Here is a 16,778-nt window from a genome sequence, read left to right as displayed (position 1 = left end):
GGAAGCGGAAAGGGATTTTCCCGCCCTTGGCCGGGAAGATTCTCATGCTCCTTGGCTTTGCCCTGGCGGAAGCGCTCCATGCCGGTGCCGGTTCCGCCGCGCCCCCCGATCCCGTCGCCGATCCCCCTCCAGCCCATGGCAGCAGGATCGGCCTTGCCGACGCGGTCGGGCTGACGCTTGCCCGCCATCCCGATCTCGCCCGCGCCCGCGCCACATTGGCCCGGGGGCGGGCCGATCTGGGGGCGGCGCGCAGCCTGTGGACGCCGCAGCTTTCCTATCAGGCGAACCTGGGCCCCAATATGCTGTCGGGCAAAAGCGGCTCCGGCCTCAATGACAATATGGCGGGCCCCAGCCTGACGCTCAACCAGCTTGCCTGGGACTTCGGCCGGACGAAGGGAGAGATCGGCTATGCCCGCTCGACCGAGAAGCAGCGCCGGTTCGAACTGGAATCGGCGGCCGACCAGTTGGCGGAGACAGGCGCGCTAGCCTATCTCGACGTGAAGCGGTTCGAGCTGCTGCAACTCGAAACCGCAAAGCATGTCCAGTCGCTGGAGCATCTCCAGATGCTGATCCAGTTGCGGGTGGATGCCGGGCTTTCCGATCGTTCCGACCTGTTGCTGGCCGATGTGCGTGTGGAAAGCGCCCGCGGCGATCAGATCCAGGCCGGATCGTCGCTGACGGCGGCCAAGGTGACGCCGGCCAATCTCATCGGCGTCATGCCGGAGGTCTATGACGATCCGGCGCAGGCGATCGAACGGTTCGCGCCCCATGACGGGGAGCCTGATTTCGCCACATTGCCTGCCGTGGCCGCCGCCGAACAGGCCGAACAGGCGGCATCGGCGCGGGTAGGGCAGGCGCGGGCCGAGCGCTTCCCGCGCCTTGGCATCCAGCTTGGCTACAGCCGTAACAATTATACCTACAACAACAGGGACGACGCCTTTTCCGCCATGGTGACGGTGACCGGCGACCTGGTTCGCCGGTCCAACCGTTATGCCGTGAAGGCGGCCGAGGAAGACCGCCGCGCCGCGCAGGCGACGAAAGAGTCGACGATCCTCGACATCCGCGGCCGGGCTCTTGCCGCGCGGGAGCAGATCAGGGGCGGTTATCTGCGCATCCGGGCCTATCGCCGCCAGGAACAGCAGGCCGTCGATGCCAGCGCGATCTTCCTGGAGGAATATAAGCTCGGCAAGCGCAGCCTCACTGAACTGCTGAATGCCGAACTGGAAATCTACCGCGCGGCGAGCGCCAGGATCGCGGCGGAATACGACATATTGGGTGCGCGGGTCCAATATGAGAATGTCTTCGGCCAGCTTCGGCAATCGCTTGGCCTGCCCTCCAGCATGACACAGGACGATGGCGATGGCTGATCGGGAAATCGGCGCAGGACGCAATTGGATCGCGGCCATCGTCTCGCTTGCCGGCCTGAAAGGGATAGCGTTGACGGAGGCGGAACTGACCGGCCGGCTGGCATGGTCCGGCCATGAGGGCGACCCGCGCGACGAATTGCGGCAGGCGGCCCGGCTGTCCGGAATCCAGCTCGACCTGATCGATGTCCGGCCCGACGAGGTGCCGGACATGATGCTGCCGGCCCTGTTCGAAATGCGCGAAGGGGTGGTTGCCCTCCTCCACCGGCGCGGCGCCGACAGCGTCCTGTTTTCGGTCCCCGGACTGTCGGGCCAGACCATGCTCGAAATCCCGCGCGCCGAATTTGCGGAGAAGGCGACGGGCCGCGCCGGTTTGGTGGAGGCGCTTTCGACCAGGGCGCGTGATGCCCGTATCGACGCCTTCCTCCGCAAAAGCAGGCGGTCCTGGTTCTGGGACACGGTGTTCAGCGACCGGCGCGGCTATGGGGAGATCGTGCTTGCCTCGCTTTTCGGCAATCTGCTGACCTTCGGCACGTCGCTCTTCGCCATGCAGGTATGGGACCGCGTCATTCCCGCCCGGTCGATCCCCACGCTTTGGGTGCTGGCGCTGGGGACGCTGATGGCGCTGCTGCTCGAACTGCTGCTGCGCACCTCCCGGGTGGTGGTGGTGGACCGGATCGGACGGCGGGCCGACCTTGCGATCTCCTCCAGGATATTCGCCCGCGCGCTCGACATCCGCAACGATGCGCGGCCCAAGTCGACCGGCGCCTTCATCGCCCAGTTGCGCGACATAGAGCAGATCCGGGAACTGCTGACCTCCACCACCGTGTCCGCGCTGGTCGACCTGCCCTTCATCATTCTCTTCCTGGCGCTGTTCACCATGCTGGCGGGGCCGCTGACCTTCGTGCTGGTGGCGGCGCTCATCCTCATCGTCTTGCCGGGGCTTCTCCTGCAAATTCCCCTTGGGCGGCTGGCGAAGGAGGGCATGCGGGAAGCCGCGCTGCGCAACGCCATGCTCGTGGAATCCATAGAGCGCATCGACGAGATCAAAACCGCGCAGGCCGAGCCGCGCTTCCAGTCCCTATGGGAACGGTTCACCGTGACCGGCGCCCGCGTCGGGGCGGAGCAGCGCTTCTTCGCCGCCCTGTTTTCCAACTGGTCCCAGACCCTGCAGCAGCTTGCCTATACAGCGGTGGTCGTCGCCGGGGCCTATCGGGTGATGGACGGCGACATGACCATGGGCGCGCTCATCGCCTGTTCCATCCTCACCAGCCGCGCGCTGGTGCTGTTCGTGCCGCTGGGGCAGGTCTTCACCCGCTGGCAGAGCGCGAAGGTCGCTATCGGCGCGCTCAACGACATCATGGAAAAGCCAGTGGATCACGATCCCGAAGCGGGGCTCCTCCGCCGCACCCTGTTGCGCGGCAATTATGAGATCGAAAATCTCCTCTATGCCTATGACGCGGAATCGCCGGCGGTATTGAGGATCGACCGGCTCTCGATCCGGCAGGGGGAACGGATCGCCCTGCTGGGCAAGATCGGCGCGGGCAAGTCGACATTGCTTCGCCAGCTTTCGGGGCTGGCGCGGCCGACCTCCGGCAAGCTGTTGCTCGACGGCACGAGCATGGCGCTGATCAACCCGGCCGACATTCGCAGGGAGACGGGCTATCTGGGGCAGGGCGCGCAACTGTTCCTGGGCACCATACGCGAGAACCTGCTGGTCGGCGCTCCCCATGCCAGCGACGAGGATATGGTGGCGGCGCTGGCCGTCACGGGTGGCCTGCCGCTCGTCCAGAACCAGTCTCAGGGTCTCGACCTTCTGTTGCAGGAGGGCGGCGCAGGCCTTTCGGGCGGCCAGCGCCAGACGCTGCTGCTTGCCCGCACCTTGCTGCGCAAGGGCAATATCCTGCTGCTGGACGAGCCATCCGCGCCGCTGGACGAGAATAGCGAGCGGCATCTGGTGCGCGAACTCAGCCAATGGCTGGGGGACCGCACGCTGATCGTCACGACCAACCGGTCCGGACTGCTCGGACTGGTCGATCGCATCATCGTGATAGAGCGCGGTGCGGTGGTCATGGACGGTCCCAGGGACAAGGTGATCGCCACGCTGGCCGGGCCCAGGACCGGCGCCCGCGTCACGGGAGGGGCACAGGCATGACGACGCAAACGAAGACGGCGTCTCCCCTGCTGCGCGATGCGGCCGGAAAGGAGAGCGACTGGCTGGCCTTCGCGGAGAAGCTGAGGGTCATTCCCATCATTTCCCTGGGCGTGACGGCCTTTCTGGTCTGGGCGTGGTTCGGCACGCTGGACGAAGTCGCGGTCGGTCCCGGCAAGGTGACGCCTCCGTCGCGTTCCCAGGTCATCCAGAGCCTGGAAGGCGGCATCGTCGACGGCATCTTCGTCCATGAAGGGGACATCGTCCAGCCGCGCCAGAAGCTGGCGACGCTCGACCGCGCGCGGTTCAGTTCCACCCTGGGCGAGTCCGTCGCCAAGGCGCGCTCGCTGGAGGCCGCGGCAGCCCGGCTGGAGGCGGAGATCACTGGCGGAGAGCCCCGGTTCAGCGCGGAGGTCCGCCAGACTCCGGGACTGGTCGAGCGGGAGATGGAACTGCTCCGTTCCCGGCGCCAGAATCTTCAGGTCGCCACGGCCAGCCTGCGGGAATCGCTCGCGCTCGTCCGCCGCCAGCTTCAGATGACCACGCCACTGGTCGAACTGGGCGCGGCCAACAAGGTCGAGGTCATCCAGCTCCAGCGGCAGGAAAATGAACTGCAGGCCAAGCTCGATTCCCTGCGCAACCAGTTCATCATCGAGGCCAATGACGATTATGCGAAGACGAAGGCCGAACTGGAAGTGGTCGATCAGGTGATGAGCGGCCGGCGCGATCAGTTGAACCGCACCATCTTGACCTCTCCAGTGCGGGGGATCGTCAAGAATCTGGAGGTGACGACCATTGGCGGCGTGCTCCAGCCCGGCGGTTCGCTGATGGAGATCGTGCCGCTGGAGGACAAGCTGCTCATCGAAGCGCGCATCAGCCCGCGCGACATCGCCTTCATTCGTCCGGGGTTGCCCGCGACGGTCAAGATCACCGCCTATGATCCGTCCATCTACGGCACGCTGGACGGCACGGTCGACCGCATCTCCCCCGACACCCTGCAGGATGAGGTCAATCGCGATCAGGTCTTCTACCGCGTCTATGTCCGCACCCGGCATTCCAGCCTGCGGACCAAAGACGGCAAGGACCACGCCATCATGCCCGGCATGGTCGCGACGGTCGAAATCCGCACCGGCCGCAAGACCGTGCTCGATTATCTGATGAAGCCGATCAACAAGGCCAAGGAAGCCATGCGCGAGAGATAGGGTCGGAAAAAGGTCCTCCAAAAAACGACGGCACATGCACTTTCCCGTCATCTGGCCCTGCTATCGAGAAGCGGGGCCTGCCTGGACCTGCGCGGCAATGGTGCGGCCACCTGTCATCAAAATGAAATATTACTGTCATCCCATTGTCGCTGAAATGCCATAGCCGCCGCACCCAGTGGACACAGGGGGAGTCAGTCGGTGCCGGTGAAGATGTTCAAAAGCAGGGTTATGATGGTAAGCCTGCTGGCGCTGATGCCGGAGGTGGCGCACGCCCAGAGCAATGCGGAACTGCAACGCCAGATCGATGAACTGAAGGCGCAGGTGCAGGCGCTGACATCCGCGCTCGCCGCCAGCAGGTCCGCGCCCGCCGCCGCGGAGCCCGCTGCGGCCGTTCCTGTCTCTGCCGCTACGCCATCTGCCGCCCTGGCCAGTGCACCCGTGCAGCCGCCGGCCGCCGCGCCCGCATCGGCCCCGGAAGCCAGGTCGAAGGCGTGGTACGAACGGCTCTCATTTCGGGGCTATACCCAGATGCGCTACAATGCCTTCCTGTCGGGCGACGATAGCGCGCCTGCCGGCGTTTCCCGCCTTCGATCGGTCCATGACAGTTCGATCTCGGACCGGGGCAGCTTTTCGCTGCGTCGTGCGCGGCTGGTGCTCCAGGGCGACATTTCCGATCGCGTGTCGCTCTATCTTCAATCCGATTTCGCCACCGCGGTGAACAACCAGGCGGGGAGCGAGCGGCGGGAGGGCTTCGCTCAATTGCGGGACGCCTATGCCGACGTCTTCCTTGACAAGGGGAAGAGTTTCCGGCTGCGTTTCGGCCAGTCGAAGGTGCCTTTTGGCTGGGAAAATATGCAATCCTCGTCCAACCGTCTGACGCTCGATCGCAGCGATGCAATTAACAGCGCGGTACCCAGCGAACGAGACCTTGGCATTGTCGGCTATTATACCCCACCTTCGGTGCAGAAGATCTGGGATCGGCTGTCGCATGACGGCCAGAAGCTGTTCGGCAATTACGGCGCATTCGGCATAGGCGCCTTTAACGGGCAGGGCACCAACAGGACGGAACAGAATCGGGGTCTGATGAAGGTCGCCTTCGCTACCTGGCCTTTCGAACTGGATGGCCTGGGCGAAGCTTTGGCCGGGCAGGTGTTCGAAATCGGCGGCTCTGCAATGATGAATGACGTGCAGCCCGAACTGCGCAGCGGCTCGGTCAGTTCCGTGGCCTATGATGACGATCGCCTCGGCATCCACGCCATGCTCTACCCGCAGCCCTTCGGTATCCAGGCAGAATGGAATTGGGGCAAGGGGCCGGAATATGATCGCGCCAGCCAATCCATCCTGACCAGGAAGCTGAACGGCGGTTATGTCCAGATGATGTACCGCATGCCCACGGACTCGATCGGTACGCTGATGCCCTATGGCCGCTGGCAATATTATCGCGGCGGGTGGAAGGCGGGCACGAATGCGCCGCGTCTGGAAACCGACGAATTGGAACTGGGCGTCGAATGGCAGCCGTGGAAAGCGCTGGAATTCACCCTTGCCTTCGCCCGAATGAAGCGCGCCGAAGCCGACGAACGCCGTACAGGTCGTGCGGAAGGCAATCTTATCCGTACACAGGTGCAATGGAATTACTGAGGCATGGGGGAGGGTGCTCTTAAACGCTCTTCCTTCGCGATTGGAGGCAGGTGGGCGACGGATGCCGTATCTTGCAGCGCTCTATCTGACCATCTCACCATTAAAGCGACGCCAGCGCCCTGTTCCGGTTGAGCAAGTCCACGCCCGAACCGTAGGAGGGGAAGTCCATCCCATGTCCGATTTTCAGCTATGTGGCACCAGCGGCTGACTGGCCCGAAATGGTCGACTGCGGGGCGATTGCTTTCTCGACAGGAATGGCGGCGTCCGTGAAGAATGCCCATAACCCCTCAAAATAGCGGCGAAAGGATGAACTGTCGATCTGGAAGAGAGGTGCCGCGTTGCGACGGGGCGCTCCCGTTCTGCAATGGTGGTTCAGCGTTGACGGTTCAAGACTGACCGCCTGAGCCGCGCACGCGCAGCGTTGAAAAAGCTGCCCCATGGGGCGTCCGCAACGCAGGGCGGAGTTGAGGGATGCTGAGAGGAAGTCGCCTCCCCATATTCTCCATCCCTTCACCGGATTTTTGCGATGGGAAGATGCGGGGTCGGGCGTCGCCACATAAAGCTGGTCACGCCTGATGGAGAGTATCTGCGAGGAAAAGCCTGATTGGCACCGCTCTCGGGCTTTCGGCATCGTCAGCGGCGCAGAACTCAGGAAAGGGTGGTACCCAAGCCGAATCCAAGCTCGCCGACTTACAACCTGAAATCCGTTCCATCGGCCTGGATGGCGGACAGATCGCTTACGGCTATCGGCGCCCATCATTCTCACGAAGCCCGGCCGCTTTGCTATAAACGGCCGGGGATTTCGCGAATATAAGACCAAATACGGCCACCGCTCTGTCAAGCGGCAATCAACTCGGATTAAGGCCGATCATCGCCGTCACTTCGATCTCCACCAGCATCTCAGGGACTGCCAAGGAGGAGATTTCAAGGAAGGTATGTGGCGGGCGGGGAGCACCGTCCAGTTCTTCGCCCTGAACCTCGAAATAGGTCCAAATGTTCGCGCGGTCGGTGACATACGCCGTCATCCGCACGACATCGGCCAAGGTGGCGCCATGTGCCGCCAGCACGGTCTTGATCTTCCGAAATGCGATCTGGGTCTGCTTGCGGAAATCGCCATCGCCCAGGATAGTCACCGAATGAAGATCGGTGGCTTCCGGATCCTCGGCCGACACACCTGACAGGAACAGGTACTTCGCGCCTGCCGGGGCCTCGACGATGGAAACGTCGCTGAACAAGTCGCGTGCCCAGCCCTTGTTATGATTGACGTTCGTCTTGTTGAAATTACGGTCGGTCATGATTTCCTCAACGAGCTCCAACAAGATCTTGCGGGTCGACTGCCGCGGCCAACGGCCGGAGCGCTTCGATGCAGTGGCGATATGCCAGGCACAGCGGCACCGAAAGTACCCCATGGCTGGATTGCTGCGCCTTGGCCTTCTCGACAAGCGGCGTTACCGCTTCCAGCGCGTAGAGCGCAGGTTCCAGCGGAAGTTCAGCGATCGAAGCGGCCATCGCACGCCGGACATTGGCGGGATCCAGACCGGCTTCCAGTCCGTCCTTGCCGGCAGACTGCAAGCCCGAACGCGTGGCGCTCAACGCGTCCACAAGCGCCCGCGAATGGGTTGCGACCGCATTGATCTCATCGGTGGTCAGGTCAGTGGCCGCCACCTGCTCGATCAGGGTGTCGAGCTGCTGCGTAGCCTGTAGAAGCTGCCTTGAATACATCCTCAGGTCGATTGTCGTTGACATTGGGTACTCCGTAAATGCGGGGATCAGCGGGACGTGGCGTTCTCGAAGAAGGTCAGATATCTGATCATCTCCGGATCGTCATAGGTGAGGCTGGAAGTGTTCTCGCAGAAGAGAGTGGCGGCCGCGTCCATCGCCCATGCCGCAGACAGGAGCAGCTTTCCTGAAGCCGCACGATTCTTGCGGAGCGCAGCCGGCGCGAAGTCGACCTTCTCCAGATAGTCGCGTGCCGTCAGGAGCAGCTTGCCTGCCGTCAATCTCTGCTTCGCGCCGCGCCAGGTGTTGGAGATCACGGAAATCCAGGGCCATGCAGCGACGGTGGCGGGATCCAGCAGTTCCAGATCCTGCTTCCAGATCACTGCCATGATGTCTACGAGCCACTGCCCCTTATCGACGAATTGCTCGCCCCGGTACCTCAGCTTTTCCTTCAGCACCCGGATCTCTTCCGGCTCGCCCAGCCCTTCCATGAAGAGGATGCCCGCGCCGGCGACGGCGCTCAGAGGGCTCAGATCGCCACAACCGCATGCGGTGCTGCGCGGGTGGGAGGTGTCGAAGGGAGCAGTTGCCAGCGGCTCCGGCTCCCGCTGCCAATAGTCCCCGAAGACCTTCAGCCTGTTCGCCTCACGGCTGATGTCGGCCGCGATCTCGAGCAGCAGCGTCGCGTTGAACCGCATATGGTCGCGGTGATACAAGGCGATGTTGTGCCGAGTGTGCAGCGCTGAGTCCTCTCCTACGGCGTGATTCTCATTGTTCGGTTGCATTACAACTCCTTAGGGGGTGAAAGGATGGGAGGTGAAAGCTCGGAAGCTATTGGATTGCAGTATGAGCGATCGGTGTCCTGACGGGTTGGAATATGTTCACTACAAACGATTGCATATCGCCATTGCGTTGTCAACGAAAGCCGATTTTTGATCCGGTGCAGGCGCCTGCAATGAGGTTTCCGGCGATCAAGCAGGGGATGTTCCGCTTTGGATCCCACTCATTGCCGGACTGATTGGCCCTCGAGTGCCTCAGGCATCATCCGCATTCTTACTATAACAAACGATTGCAAAATTTTGATGGCAATCGATAAAAAGCTGGATCGCTGGTCCCATATTACAGCGCGCGCGTAGGTCTTATCTGCTGACTTCCGCCCAATGCACGCCAAATTGCCGTTGGGACCGTCTGCTGTTGTCCAACATCGAAAAGCCGCAAACTTCGAAGGATCTTTGATCTGAGAGCTTGCTGGATGAGAGCTTCCTCCTCAAAGGCTCAGCGGAGCTTGGGAAGCTATCGATGCCAATGGTAAGTGCCGGCTTCTGGTGCTTCCACGGCAGGACATGACAGCGCTTCTTCGCTTTGCTGTATTAGCGGGAGTAAAGCAGCCAGCACGGGCTTTGTGCTTTTCAGGAGATTGGTGACCCCTACGGGAGGGGTCGCCTCCATCACAGAATGGCAGAAAACCGTTGTTTTCTGCGGCGCGATCCTGCCCTGCTGTACCTCTTTACTGTACCAGCGCGGGTTGAAATCGGGTAATCGGTAACCTCTTTTTTCGAAGCTGTCACAATTTAAATTTCATCACATCTCTGAGGTCTAAATAGAATTCTATGCTCTCCGACATTCGTCGAACGCAGCTGGTCTTTCACAAAACCGACGCTAAGCGTGGTTCGATCAAAGCCAGAATTGAAGCTGTATCACAGCGCACAGATTGCATACCCCTGATACTGCCAGTTCCGGCTTGGGATGAAAGGTGAATTCGTCGACCTGGCAGAACTCCAATACTGGCGAAACGCGGCCGAGTAAGATTAAGCCGATCAGCGGTCGCACCGCAGCGCGCCAAATTATCGCCGTTCGAATCTGCCCCATGCACACCGGATGCTACCGGTCGGCTTCATTGTGTCGGACCCCTAATCCAAGCCGGCGGCGAACGCTCTCTCGTCCGCCCAATACAGTTTGCCCCGCCTCGGAAGGGGGTCGAGGCGGGGCTGTCGGGTTCCTCCAAGGGAGAGGAATAGGGAGCATGCGCCTGTGAAGGTGAGTCGGCCATCCATCATGTGAGGTAGGCTGCAAGATTCCGGCTAAGCCATCAGACGACATAATCCGACTGCGCCATCGGTGTGGCGCTGCCCCACCGGTATCATCCAGCTAAGCGAAACCTCTCCGCCTCGCCCTGCGCTACAGGACCTCGGCGGTATTTTTTGCTGTGCGACCACAAATGTGGCTCTGCTATGCCGCGGTCACTAAACTCTGCTCGTCATTCGACGCGCGAAGTTGCTTCGAATGGACCCCTAGCGCAGCGCGGGCAGCGTTCATCATCTGCCGATGTGAATCGCTGCCTCGAGCGACATCAGCCCACGGCTGCCCCGTCACGCAGCCATGGCTGCTTCTCCAGATCTCTCCGGCGATCAGGTCGATTTCTTCTTCTGTAGGCTGTCTTTGTTGAGAAAGACATTCGATGAATAACTTGTGAAAAGACTTACGGTAAACAACCTGCGTCAGGCTCATGGGCATCCTCTCCTGCGCCGATGTTTCTCGACTGCCGTAGCGGCAATTGCCTGATTCGCTGTTTAGCGTCAACGTCCTGCCGACCGTCATGTTTGATCTCAATCAATATAGCGCGGTCATTTTAACATCTTATAATGAGAAGTTGCGCAGCAATGATGGTGAATGGGGACGTTTGTCCGATTTATACAATCAGAATCAAACGCTATTTATATTCTAACCGTGCGACCCTGAGGTTCTTCACTAGAAGAAACTCTTCCTTTGGGCTGGTCTGTGGGCCAGCCCAATTTCTTAGAGTTCTCCCTTTTATCGTCAGCCGATAGCAGTTCAGTGGCCGTCCAACTGAGCGCCATTTCTCGCCGGTCGATGGACGGTCGATTTTCTCAATGAAAGTCATGGCTTCTGACCTGTATGATCTCGTCGGCCTGCGCTGCCGCATTGCAGGAAGGCGGCGACGCAAGTGTCCGGCCACTGGGAAAGGCTGGATCGCGCGGGTTTGGCCCACCGCCATGGCTTGCGCCATCGCCGCGTCCCGGTGCCACGGAGAAATCCATCCGGCCGATGGATCGGAGCATCTCGTCATGATCGGTGATCCGGTCACAGATGATGTGGATGACCTCGCCTTCCTTCTGCAGCCGCCCGCGCATCGCGATCATCGAGGCTGACATGACTTGCCGCCGATAGAGTTCAAATCGGTTGGGCCAGAGGATACCGTTGGCGACGCCGGTTTCATCCTCGATGGTCACGAACAGGACGCCTTTGGCGGACCCAGGCCGCTGCCTTACCAGAATGACCCCGGCAACCTCGACATTGCGGCCGTCTCGGATCGAGCGAAGATCCGCGCAGCGCACAATCCGCATGGCGTTCAATTGGGGACGGAGGAAGGTCAAGGGGTGGTTCCTCAGAGACAGCTGGAGGGATCGATAATCCTCCACCACCTCGCGCCCTTGGGTCATCGGCTGGAGGACGACCGGTGCTTCCTGCCCTTCGGCAGAGAATTTGCCATCCCGCGCATCCGCCGCTGAGAAGAGAGGAAGCGGTGCTTCTCCCAGACCTTTCACCTTCCATAGCCCTTGCCGCCGATCCTGCGCGATGCAGGCAAAGGCATCCGCTTCAGCGAGCCGTTCGATGGCGGCGCGCGGCACGCCCGCCCGGCGCCAAACCTCCTCGACGCTTTCGAACAGCGCCGGTCCGCGCGCGCCGACGATCGCCGCGCCATGGATGTTGGCGAGCCCGCGAACTTGTCGGAATCCCAATCGCACCGCCTTATATCGCCCGCGCGCCGGTTCCAGCGTGCAATCCCAATGGCTGTGGTTGATCGACACGGGCCGCACTTCCACACCATGCGCCCTGGCATCGCGAACGATCTGCGCTGGCGCGTAGAAACCCATCGGCTGCGCGTTCAGCAGCGCCGCGCAGAACACGTCTGGATGATGATGCTTCATCCAGCAGGAGGCATAAGCAATCTTGGCGAAGCTCGCGGCATGGCTTTCGGGAAAACCATAGCTGCCGAACCCCTCGATCTGCTTGAATGTCCGCTCGGCGAAATCCTTGGGATAGCCGCGCGCGATCATGCCGTTCACCAGCTTGTCGTAGAAGTGGCTGACCCCGCCGGTGAGCTTGAACGTCGCCATGGCGCGGCGGAGCTGGTCGGCTTCGGCCGGCGTGAACCCGGCGCCGACGATTGCGACCTTCATCGCCTGTTCCTGAAACAGCGGGACGCCGAGCGTCTTCTTCAGCACCGCCTCCAGTTCGGGCTTGGGATATTCGGGAGTCTCCTTGCCCTCGCGGCGGCGCAGATAGGGATGGACCATGTCGCCCTGGATGGGGCCGGGACGGACGATCGCGACCTCAATGACAAGATCGTAGAATTCTTTCGGCTTGATCCGCGGCAGCATCGACATTTGCGCCCGGCTTTCGATCTGGAACACGCCCAAGGTGTCGGCACGCTGGATCATGGCATAGACCGCCGGATCATCATCCTGCAGATCGGCCATGCCGACCCGGATGCCCTTATGCTCCTCCAGCAGGTTGAAGGCGCGGTTCATGCAGCCGAGCATGCCGAGCCCCAGCACATCGACCTTCATGAACTTCAATGCGTCTATGTCGTCCTTGTCCCACTCGATGATCTGGCGATCCTCCATGCGCGCCGGCTCGATCGGCACGAGATCATCGAGCCGGTCCTGCGTCAGCACAAAGCCGCCCGGATGCTGCGAGAGATGGCGCGGCGTGCCGATGAGCTGACGGGAGAGCTCGAGCGTCAGCTTGAGCCGGTGGTCGTCGGCATTGAGGTTAAGGCTTTCGATCTGCTCGTCGGTGATCCCGTCCATCGACCAACCCCAGACGAGCCCCGTCAGCATCTTGGTGAGGTCGCGGGGCAGGCCAAGCGCCTTACCCACTTCGGCCACCGCGCCACGCGTGCGATAGCGGGTGACGACCGCGGTCAGCGCCGAGCGGGTGCGGCCATAGGTCTCATAGATCCATTGGATGATCTCCTCGCGCCGCTCATGCTCAAAGTCGACATCGATATCGGGTGGTTCCTTGCGCTCGCCCGAGACGAAACGCTCGAACAGCAGCTCATGCTGGATCGGGTCGATCGAGGTGATCCCCAGCATATAGCAGACGCAGCTGTTCGCCGCCGAACCCCGCCCCTGGCAGAGGATGCCGCGACGCCGGCTTTCGGCGACGATCGAGTTCACCGTCAGGAAATAGGGGGCGTAGCCGAGCTGGTCGATCAGTCTCAGCTCATGATCGATCTGCTTGCGATAGGCTGGGGGAAGCCCACCCGGAAACCCGGCATCCGCCGCTTCTTCGGTCAGCGCGGTCAGCGCCTCCTGCGCGGTCCGGCCCTCCATTACCTGCTCATAGGGGTACTGATATTGGATTTCGCCCAGATCGAAGCGACACTGGTCGGCAATGTCGGCGCTGGCCTGGATCGCATCGGGAAAAGCGGTAAAGCGCCGCTCCATCTCCTCCGGTGATTTGAGGTTGCGGTCCATATAGCGCTCGCGTTTGAACCCCAGGCCGTCGATGGTGGTGCGCTCGCGAATGGCGGTCATCACGTCCTGAAGTGGGCGGGCCTCCGGCGTGTGGTAGAGAATGTCGCCTGTCGCTACGCTGCGCACGCCTGCCGCCCGCGCCAGGGCGTCGAGGGCATGCAGGCGCGCCATGTCGTCAGGCCGGCGGCGCAGGGACAGCGCCATATAGGCACGAGACCCGAACGTCGTCCGCAGCTGGGTGAGGTTGGCGAGCATGTTATTGTCCGGCTGATCGGGCACCAGGATGGCGATCTGCCCTTCGGCATGGGCAACCACATCGGTCCAGTCGAGCAGGCAGCAGCCCTTGCCGCCGCGCGCCTTGCCGATGGACAGCAGCCGGGTCATCCTGCCCCAAGCCGCGCGGTCGGTGGGATAAAGGAGAAGAGCCTTCCCGTCGGGAAGATCAAGGCGTGTCCCGGCGATCATCCGCACACCGGTCACCTTCTGCGCGTCCCATCCGCGCACCACCCCGGCAACGCTGCCCCAGTCGGCAAGGCCCAGAGCCTTGTGGCCGAGCAGAGCCGCAGCGGAGAAGAGCTGCTCGGGGGAAGAAGCACCTCGCAGGAACGAGAAATGGCTGGTTACGTGCAACTCGACATAGCGCGCCATCAGCCGAACATCCCATGCATGAACCAGCTGAGATTGCCCGTCTGTTCATCGACGCCATCGCCCCGGCGGAACAGCCAGAAGCGCTCGCCGCCTGCCGCCTCAACCCGGAAATAGTCGCGCACCGCCCACATCTCGCGGGCGCTCCTCCACCATTCGCCATGGATGCGCTCAGGCCCATCGCCCGCGACGACGCGATAGCTGGCGCCGCGCCAGGTGAAGCGGCGCGGCGGATGGTCCGGCATCAGGGCGATGACGTTCGAGAGAAGTTCGGGACGCCCCAGCAGCCGGATCGGCCGCTTCCAGCCCGGCCAGCCCATCGGCTTTGCCAGCGGCGCGATCCGCCGCACCGCCCGCTCGGGCACATCGCTTTCATGGGATGAAAGGCGGAAGGGCATATCCGGCTCGATCCGCCCGGCGAGCTGATCGACGAGCGGCGCGATCTCGGGCGGCCGATCGTCGCGACCTAGCCCCGCCTCGACGGTCTCAGATTTCAGCTCTTCCACCCGAGGGGCAGCCAGCGTCATCGCCTCAATCCCGAGACCCGGATCGATCCTCTCGACGCGCATGGCGAGCATGCGCTTTAGATGCGCGGGGTCCCGCGTCGCGCGCGCCGTGCCGATGGCGACGCGCTGCTCGCTACCATCGACGATTAGGCAAGCGAGATGCGCGGATCGCAGACCCATACCGCGCTCCTGTAATTGGATGGCGAGGTCGTCGACCAGATCGCCGATCACCTGGGTGATCGCCTGGGCCGTGCCGATCGGCTCGAGCAGCCGCCGTTCCACCCGCGGCGTCTCGAACGGCACCACCGGAATGATGGGTTCAGCCACCATGCCACGCGCCTGATCCAGGCGCCGAACGGTCGCCAGCCCTAGGCGTTTGGCCAGCGGGCCGCGCGGCATGGGGTAGAGGTCTGCGATCCGCTCCAGACCGAAGCGTGCTGCCGCGTGCAGCGCTTGCGGCTCAAGGCGCAGCGCCGCGAGCGGCAGGTCGGCAATGGCCTGCGTTTCCATACCGGCCGGCAAAAGCGTGATTGGGTCGCTTCCATAGCGCGCCAGCGCGTAAGCGGCGCCGGCCGTTCCGGCGATCGCGATGCGAGCGGTGAAACCCAGCCACTCAAGGAAGCGAAGCAGCCGCCGACAGAAGCGTTGCTCGCCGCCAAAAAGATGGGTGACGCCGGTGAGGTCCATCCATAGCCCATCGGCATCGCAGACGCTGACCGTGGGCGTCCAGTGTCCGACCGCGTGCAGAGCAAGGCGATCAAGCGAGGCGCGATCGGCGTCCGGGTCCGCCTCCCGTACATCCAGATCCGTCACCAGCGCCCGCGCGTGGGCAGCCGCCATGCCGGGCCGCAGCCCCATCTCCAGCGCGACCGGACAGGCGGATGTGACGATATCGCGCTGCCCCGTGCGGGCAATCATGATGGTGGGCCGGGCCCAGAGGGTGGACCAACTGATCGCCGGCGGGGAAGCGGAGCTTCCGCCTTCATCGGCCGGCATCGCCTTGAAGACATGCTCGGCCGCTTCGCTTCGCCGCCCCATCTCGCGCATCGTCGGCCGCTGATGAGCAGGCAGGGCATCGATCTCGGCTTGGTCCGGCTGATGACCAAGCGCACCGTCGCGCGCCCAGCGCGCACCTTGTCGCCACCCGCCGCCGCGCGGCACGGAGCATTCGCCGGGATTATCGTCGACCGGTAGCGTGAGATACGGCGCGGCGGGCCTGCGCTCACGCGGCCTTGATGGCCGCTCCAGCCGCCGCAGCCGCTCGATCGCGAGCTGCGGCAGGTAGAGCGAGGCGACCCGTGTCATCGCAGGCTTCCAGTTCGAGGGAGAAGGGATTGCCGTTGCGCTGCCGCACGAGGTCAACCAACCAGCGCGGCCGGCCAACGCCGGGATGGGGCAGCGGCGCCGAGGGCGCGCAGCCGATCCGCCAGCGCGTCATGGCCGAGGAAAGGCCGCTCAAGGGGCACCGATCCCGTGAGCGGTGTCGCCGGTACAGCAGGATCGGCGTTCTGCCGTCGGAGGCGGCGAGCTGCAGCCGCCGCGTCGCGGTCTGATCTGCTGCCTTCACTTCCGCGACGACACAAGCCAGCGAGCCATCGCGCAGCGCGTCTTCGGCCATCGCCAGCACCATGCTGTCCGTCGTGCCCTGCGCATAGAAAAGCCGCTCAGGACCAAGGCCAGCCTGTTCCAGCCCCGGCGCGTAAAGGTCAAAGCGGCTCAGCGCCCAGAACATCTCTGTTCCATGCAGGGCAGCAAAGCGCGCCGCAATGCCGGCCGCGAACAGGGTGGCGGCCGCATCGTCACTCACGCTCGAAGTTGCAGCGGCAATCTCATGCAGACCAGCGCCGTCCAGTCCATGATCGGCCAGCCGTTCGTCGATCTCGGGCACGCCAAAGGGCAGCGCGGCGACGCGCTCAGCCTGCCCCTGCGCAAGGCTGGCACGAAGCGCGGCGACGGCATCGGCGTGCGACCGAGCGGGAGAAGGAGAGAGGCTGGGCATGGGAACATATCGACTCAGATGTTCCCTTTATGTTCCAGTTCTCGATAAG

General features: G+C 62.9%; 11 protein-coding genes. 4 read left to right on the top strand and 7 right to left on the bottom strand.

The window, feature by feature from the left end:
* Positions 1-26: 26 nt before the first annotated feature.
* The 4 genes from EWH10_RS14045 (at position 27) to EWH10_RS14030 (ending at position 6,356) form a co-directional block, all read left to right on the top strand.
* Positions 27-1,367, top strand: coding sequence for a TolC family protein (locus EWH10_RS14045; protein ID WP_242495893.1), 1,341 nt, complete (start codon positions 27-29; stop codon positions 1,365-1,367).
* Complete coding sequence (locus EWH10_RS14040) at positions 1,360-3,519, top strand: type I secretion system permease/ATPase (protein WP_044663101.1); 2,160 nt, start codon at positions 1,360-1,362, stop codon at positions 3,517-3,519. Before EWH10_RS14045 ends, EWH10_RS14040 begins: the two co-directional genes overlap by 8 nt.
* Complete coding sequence (locus EWH10_RS14035) at positions 3,516-4,718, top strand: HlyD family type I secretion periplasmic adaptor subunit (protein ID WP_082166337.1); 1,203 nt, start codon at positions 3,516-3,518, stop codon at positions 4,716-4,718. The genes EWH10_RS14040 and EWH10_RS14035 overlap by 4 nt, the downstream gene beginning before the upstream one ends.
* Positions 4,719-4,946: 228 nt before the next feature.
* A complete protein-coding gene (locus EWH10_RS14030; RefSeq protein ID WP_130030050.1) occupies positions 4,947-6,356 on the top strand; it encodes a porin in 1,410 nt (469 codons plus the stop codon).
* An 848-nt stretch (positions 6,357-7,204) separates the two neighbouring features.
* Here EWH10_RS14030 and EWH10_RS14025 read toward each other — a convergent pair.
* The 7 genes from EWH10_RS14025 to EWH10_RS13995 form a co-directional block, all read right to left on the bottom strand.
* Positions 7,205-7,651, bottom strand: coding sequence for a RidA family protein (locus tag EWH10_RS14025; protein ID WP_044663103.1), 447 nt, complete (start codon positions 7,649-7,651; stop codon positions 7,205-7,207).
* A 7-nt stretch (positions 7,652-7,658) separates the two neighbouring features.
* The gene (locus tag EWH10_RS14020; RefSeq protein WP_130030049.1) at positions 7,659-8,102 is read right to left on the bottom strand and encodes a hypothetical protein; all 444 of its coding nucleotides are present in this window, start codon (positions 8,100-8,102) and stop codon (positions 7,659-7,661) included.
* Between the two features lie 23 nt (positions 8,103-8,125).
* Positions 8,126-8,860 carry a hypothetical protein gene (locus EWH10_RS14015; RefSeq protein WP_130030048.1) on the bottom strand — a complete coding sequence of 245 codons (735 nt, stop codon included), beginning with the start codon at positions 8,858-8,860 and terminating at the stop codon, positions 8,126-8,128.
* A 1,444-nt stretch (positions 8,861-10,304) separates the two neighbouring features.
* A complete protein-coding gene (locus tag EWH10_RS14010) occupies positions 10,305-10,583 on the bottom strand; it encodes a hypothetical protein (protein WP_130030047.1) in 279 nt (92 codons plus the stop codon).
* 380 nt (positions 10,584-10,963) lie between these two features.
* Positions 10,964-14,227 carry an error-prone DNA polymerase gene (locus EWH10_RS14005; protein ID WP_130030046.1) on the bottom strand — a complete coding sequence of 1,088 codons (3,264 nt, stop codon included), beginning with the start codon at positions 14,225-14,227 and terminating at the stop codon, positions 10,964-10,966.
* Positions 14,227-16,035, bottom strand: coding sequence for a DUF6504 family protein (locus EWH10_RS14000; RefSeq protein WP_130030045.1), 1,809 nt, complete (start codon positions 16,033-16,035; stop codon positions 14,227-14,229). The genes EWH10_RS14005 and EWH10_RS14000 overlap by 1 nt, the downstream gene beginning before the upstream one ends.
* A complete protein-coding gene (locus tag EWH10_RS13995; RefSeq protein WP_130030044.1) occupies positions 15,953-16,729 on the bottom strand; it encodes an ImuA family protein in 777 nt (258 codons plus the stop codon). Before EWH10_RS13995 ends, EWH10_RS14000 begins: the two co-directional genes overlap by 83 nt.
* Between the last annotated feature and the right edge of the window lie 49 nt (positions 16,730-16,778).

This window comes from Sphingobium fuliginis (assembly GCF_004152845.1).
Lineage (GTDB): Bacteria > Pseudomonadota > Alphaproteobacteria > Sphingomonadales > Sphingomonadaceae > Sphingobium > Sphingobium fuliginis.
This window is presented reverse-complemented; position numbering and strand designations above follow the sequence as displayed.

Bases quoted from the DNA above. Each gene is read 5' to 3' on its own strand.
- EWH10_RS14040 (WP_044663101.1), top strand. From the start codon at position 1,360: ATGGCTGATCGGGAAATCGGCGCAGGACGCAATTGGATCGCGGCCATC.
- EWH10_RS14035 (WP_082166337.1), top strand. From the start codon at position 3,516: ATGACGACGCAAACGAAGACGGCGTCTCCCCTGCTGCGCGATGCGGCC.
- EWH10_RS14030 (WP_130030050.1), top strand. From the start codon at position 4,947: ATGATGGTAAGCCTGCTGGCGCTGATGCCGGAGGTGGCGCACGCCCAG.
- EWH10_RS14025 (WP_044663103.1), bottom strand. From the start codon at position 7,651: ATGACCGACCGTAATTTCAACAAGACGAACGTCAATCATAACAAGGGC.
- EWH10_RS14020 (WP_130030049.1), bottom strand. From the start codon at position 8,102: ATGTCAACGACAATCGACCTGAGGATGTATTCAAGGCAGCTTCTACAG.
- EWH10_RS14015 (WP_130030048.1), bottom strand. From the start codon at position 8,860: ATGCAACCGAACAATGAGAATCACGCCGTAGGAGAGGACTCAGCGCTG.
- EWH10_RS14010 (WP_130030047.1), bottom strand. From the start codon at position 10,583: ATGAGCCTGACGCAGGTTGTTTACCGTAAGTCTTTTCACAAGTTATTC.
- EWH10_RS14005 (WP_130030046.1), bottom strand. From the start codon at position 14,227: ATGGCGCGCTATGTCGAGTTGCACGTAACCAGCCATTTCTCGTTCCTG.
- EWH10_RS14000 (WP_130030045.1), bottom strand. From the start codon at position 16,035: ATGACACGGGTCGCCTCGCTCTACCTGCCGCAGCTCGCGATCGAGCGG.
- EWH10_RS13995 (WP_130030044.1), bottom strand. From the start codon at position 16,729: ATGCCCAGCCTCTCTCCTTCTCCCGCTCGGTCGCACGCCGATGCCGTC.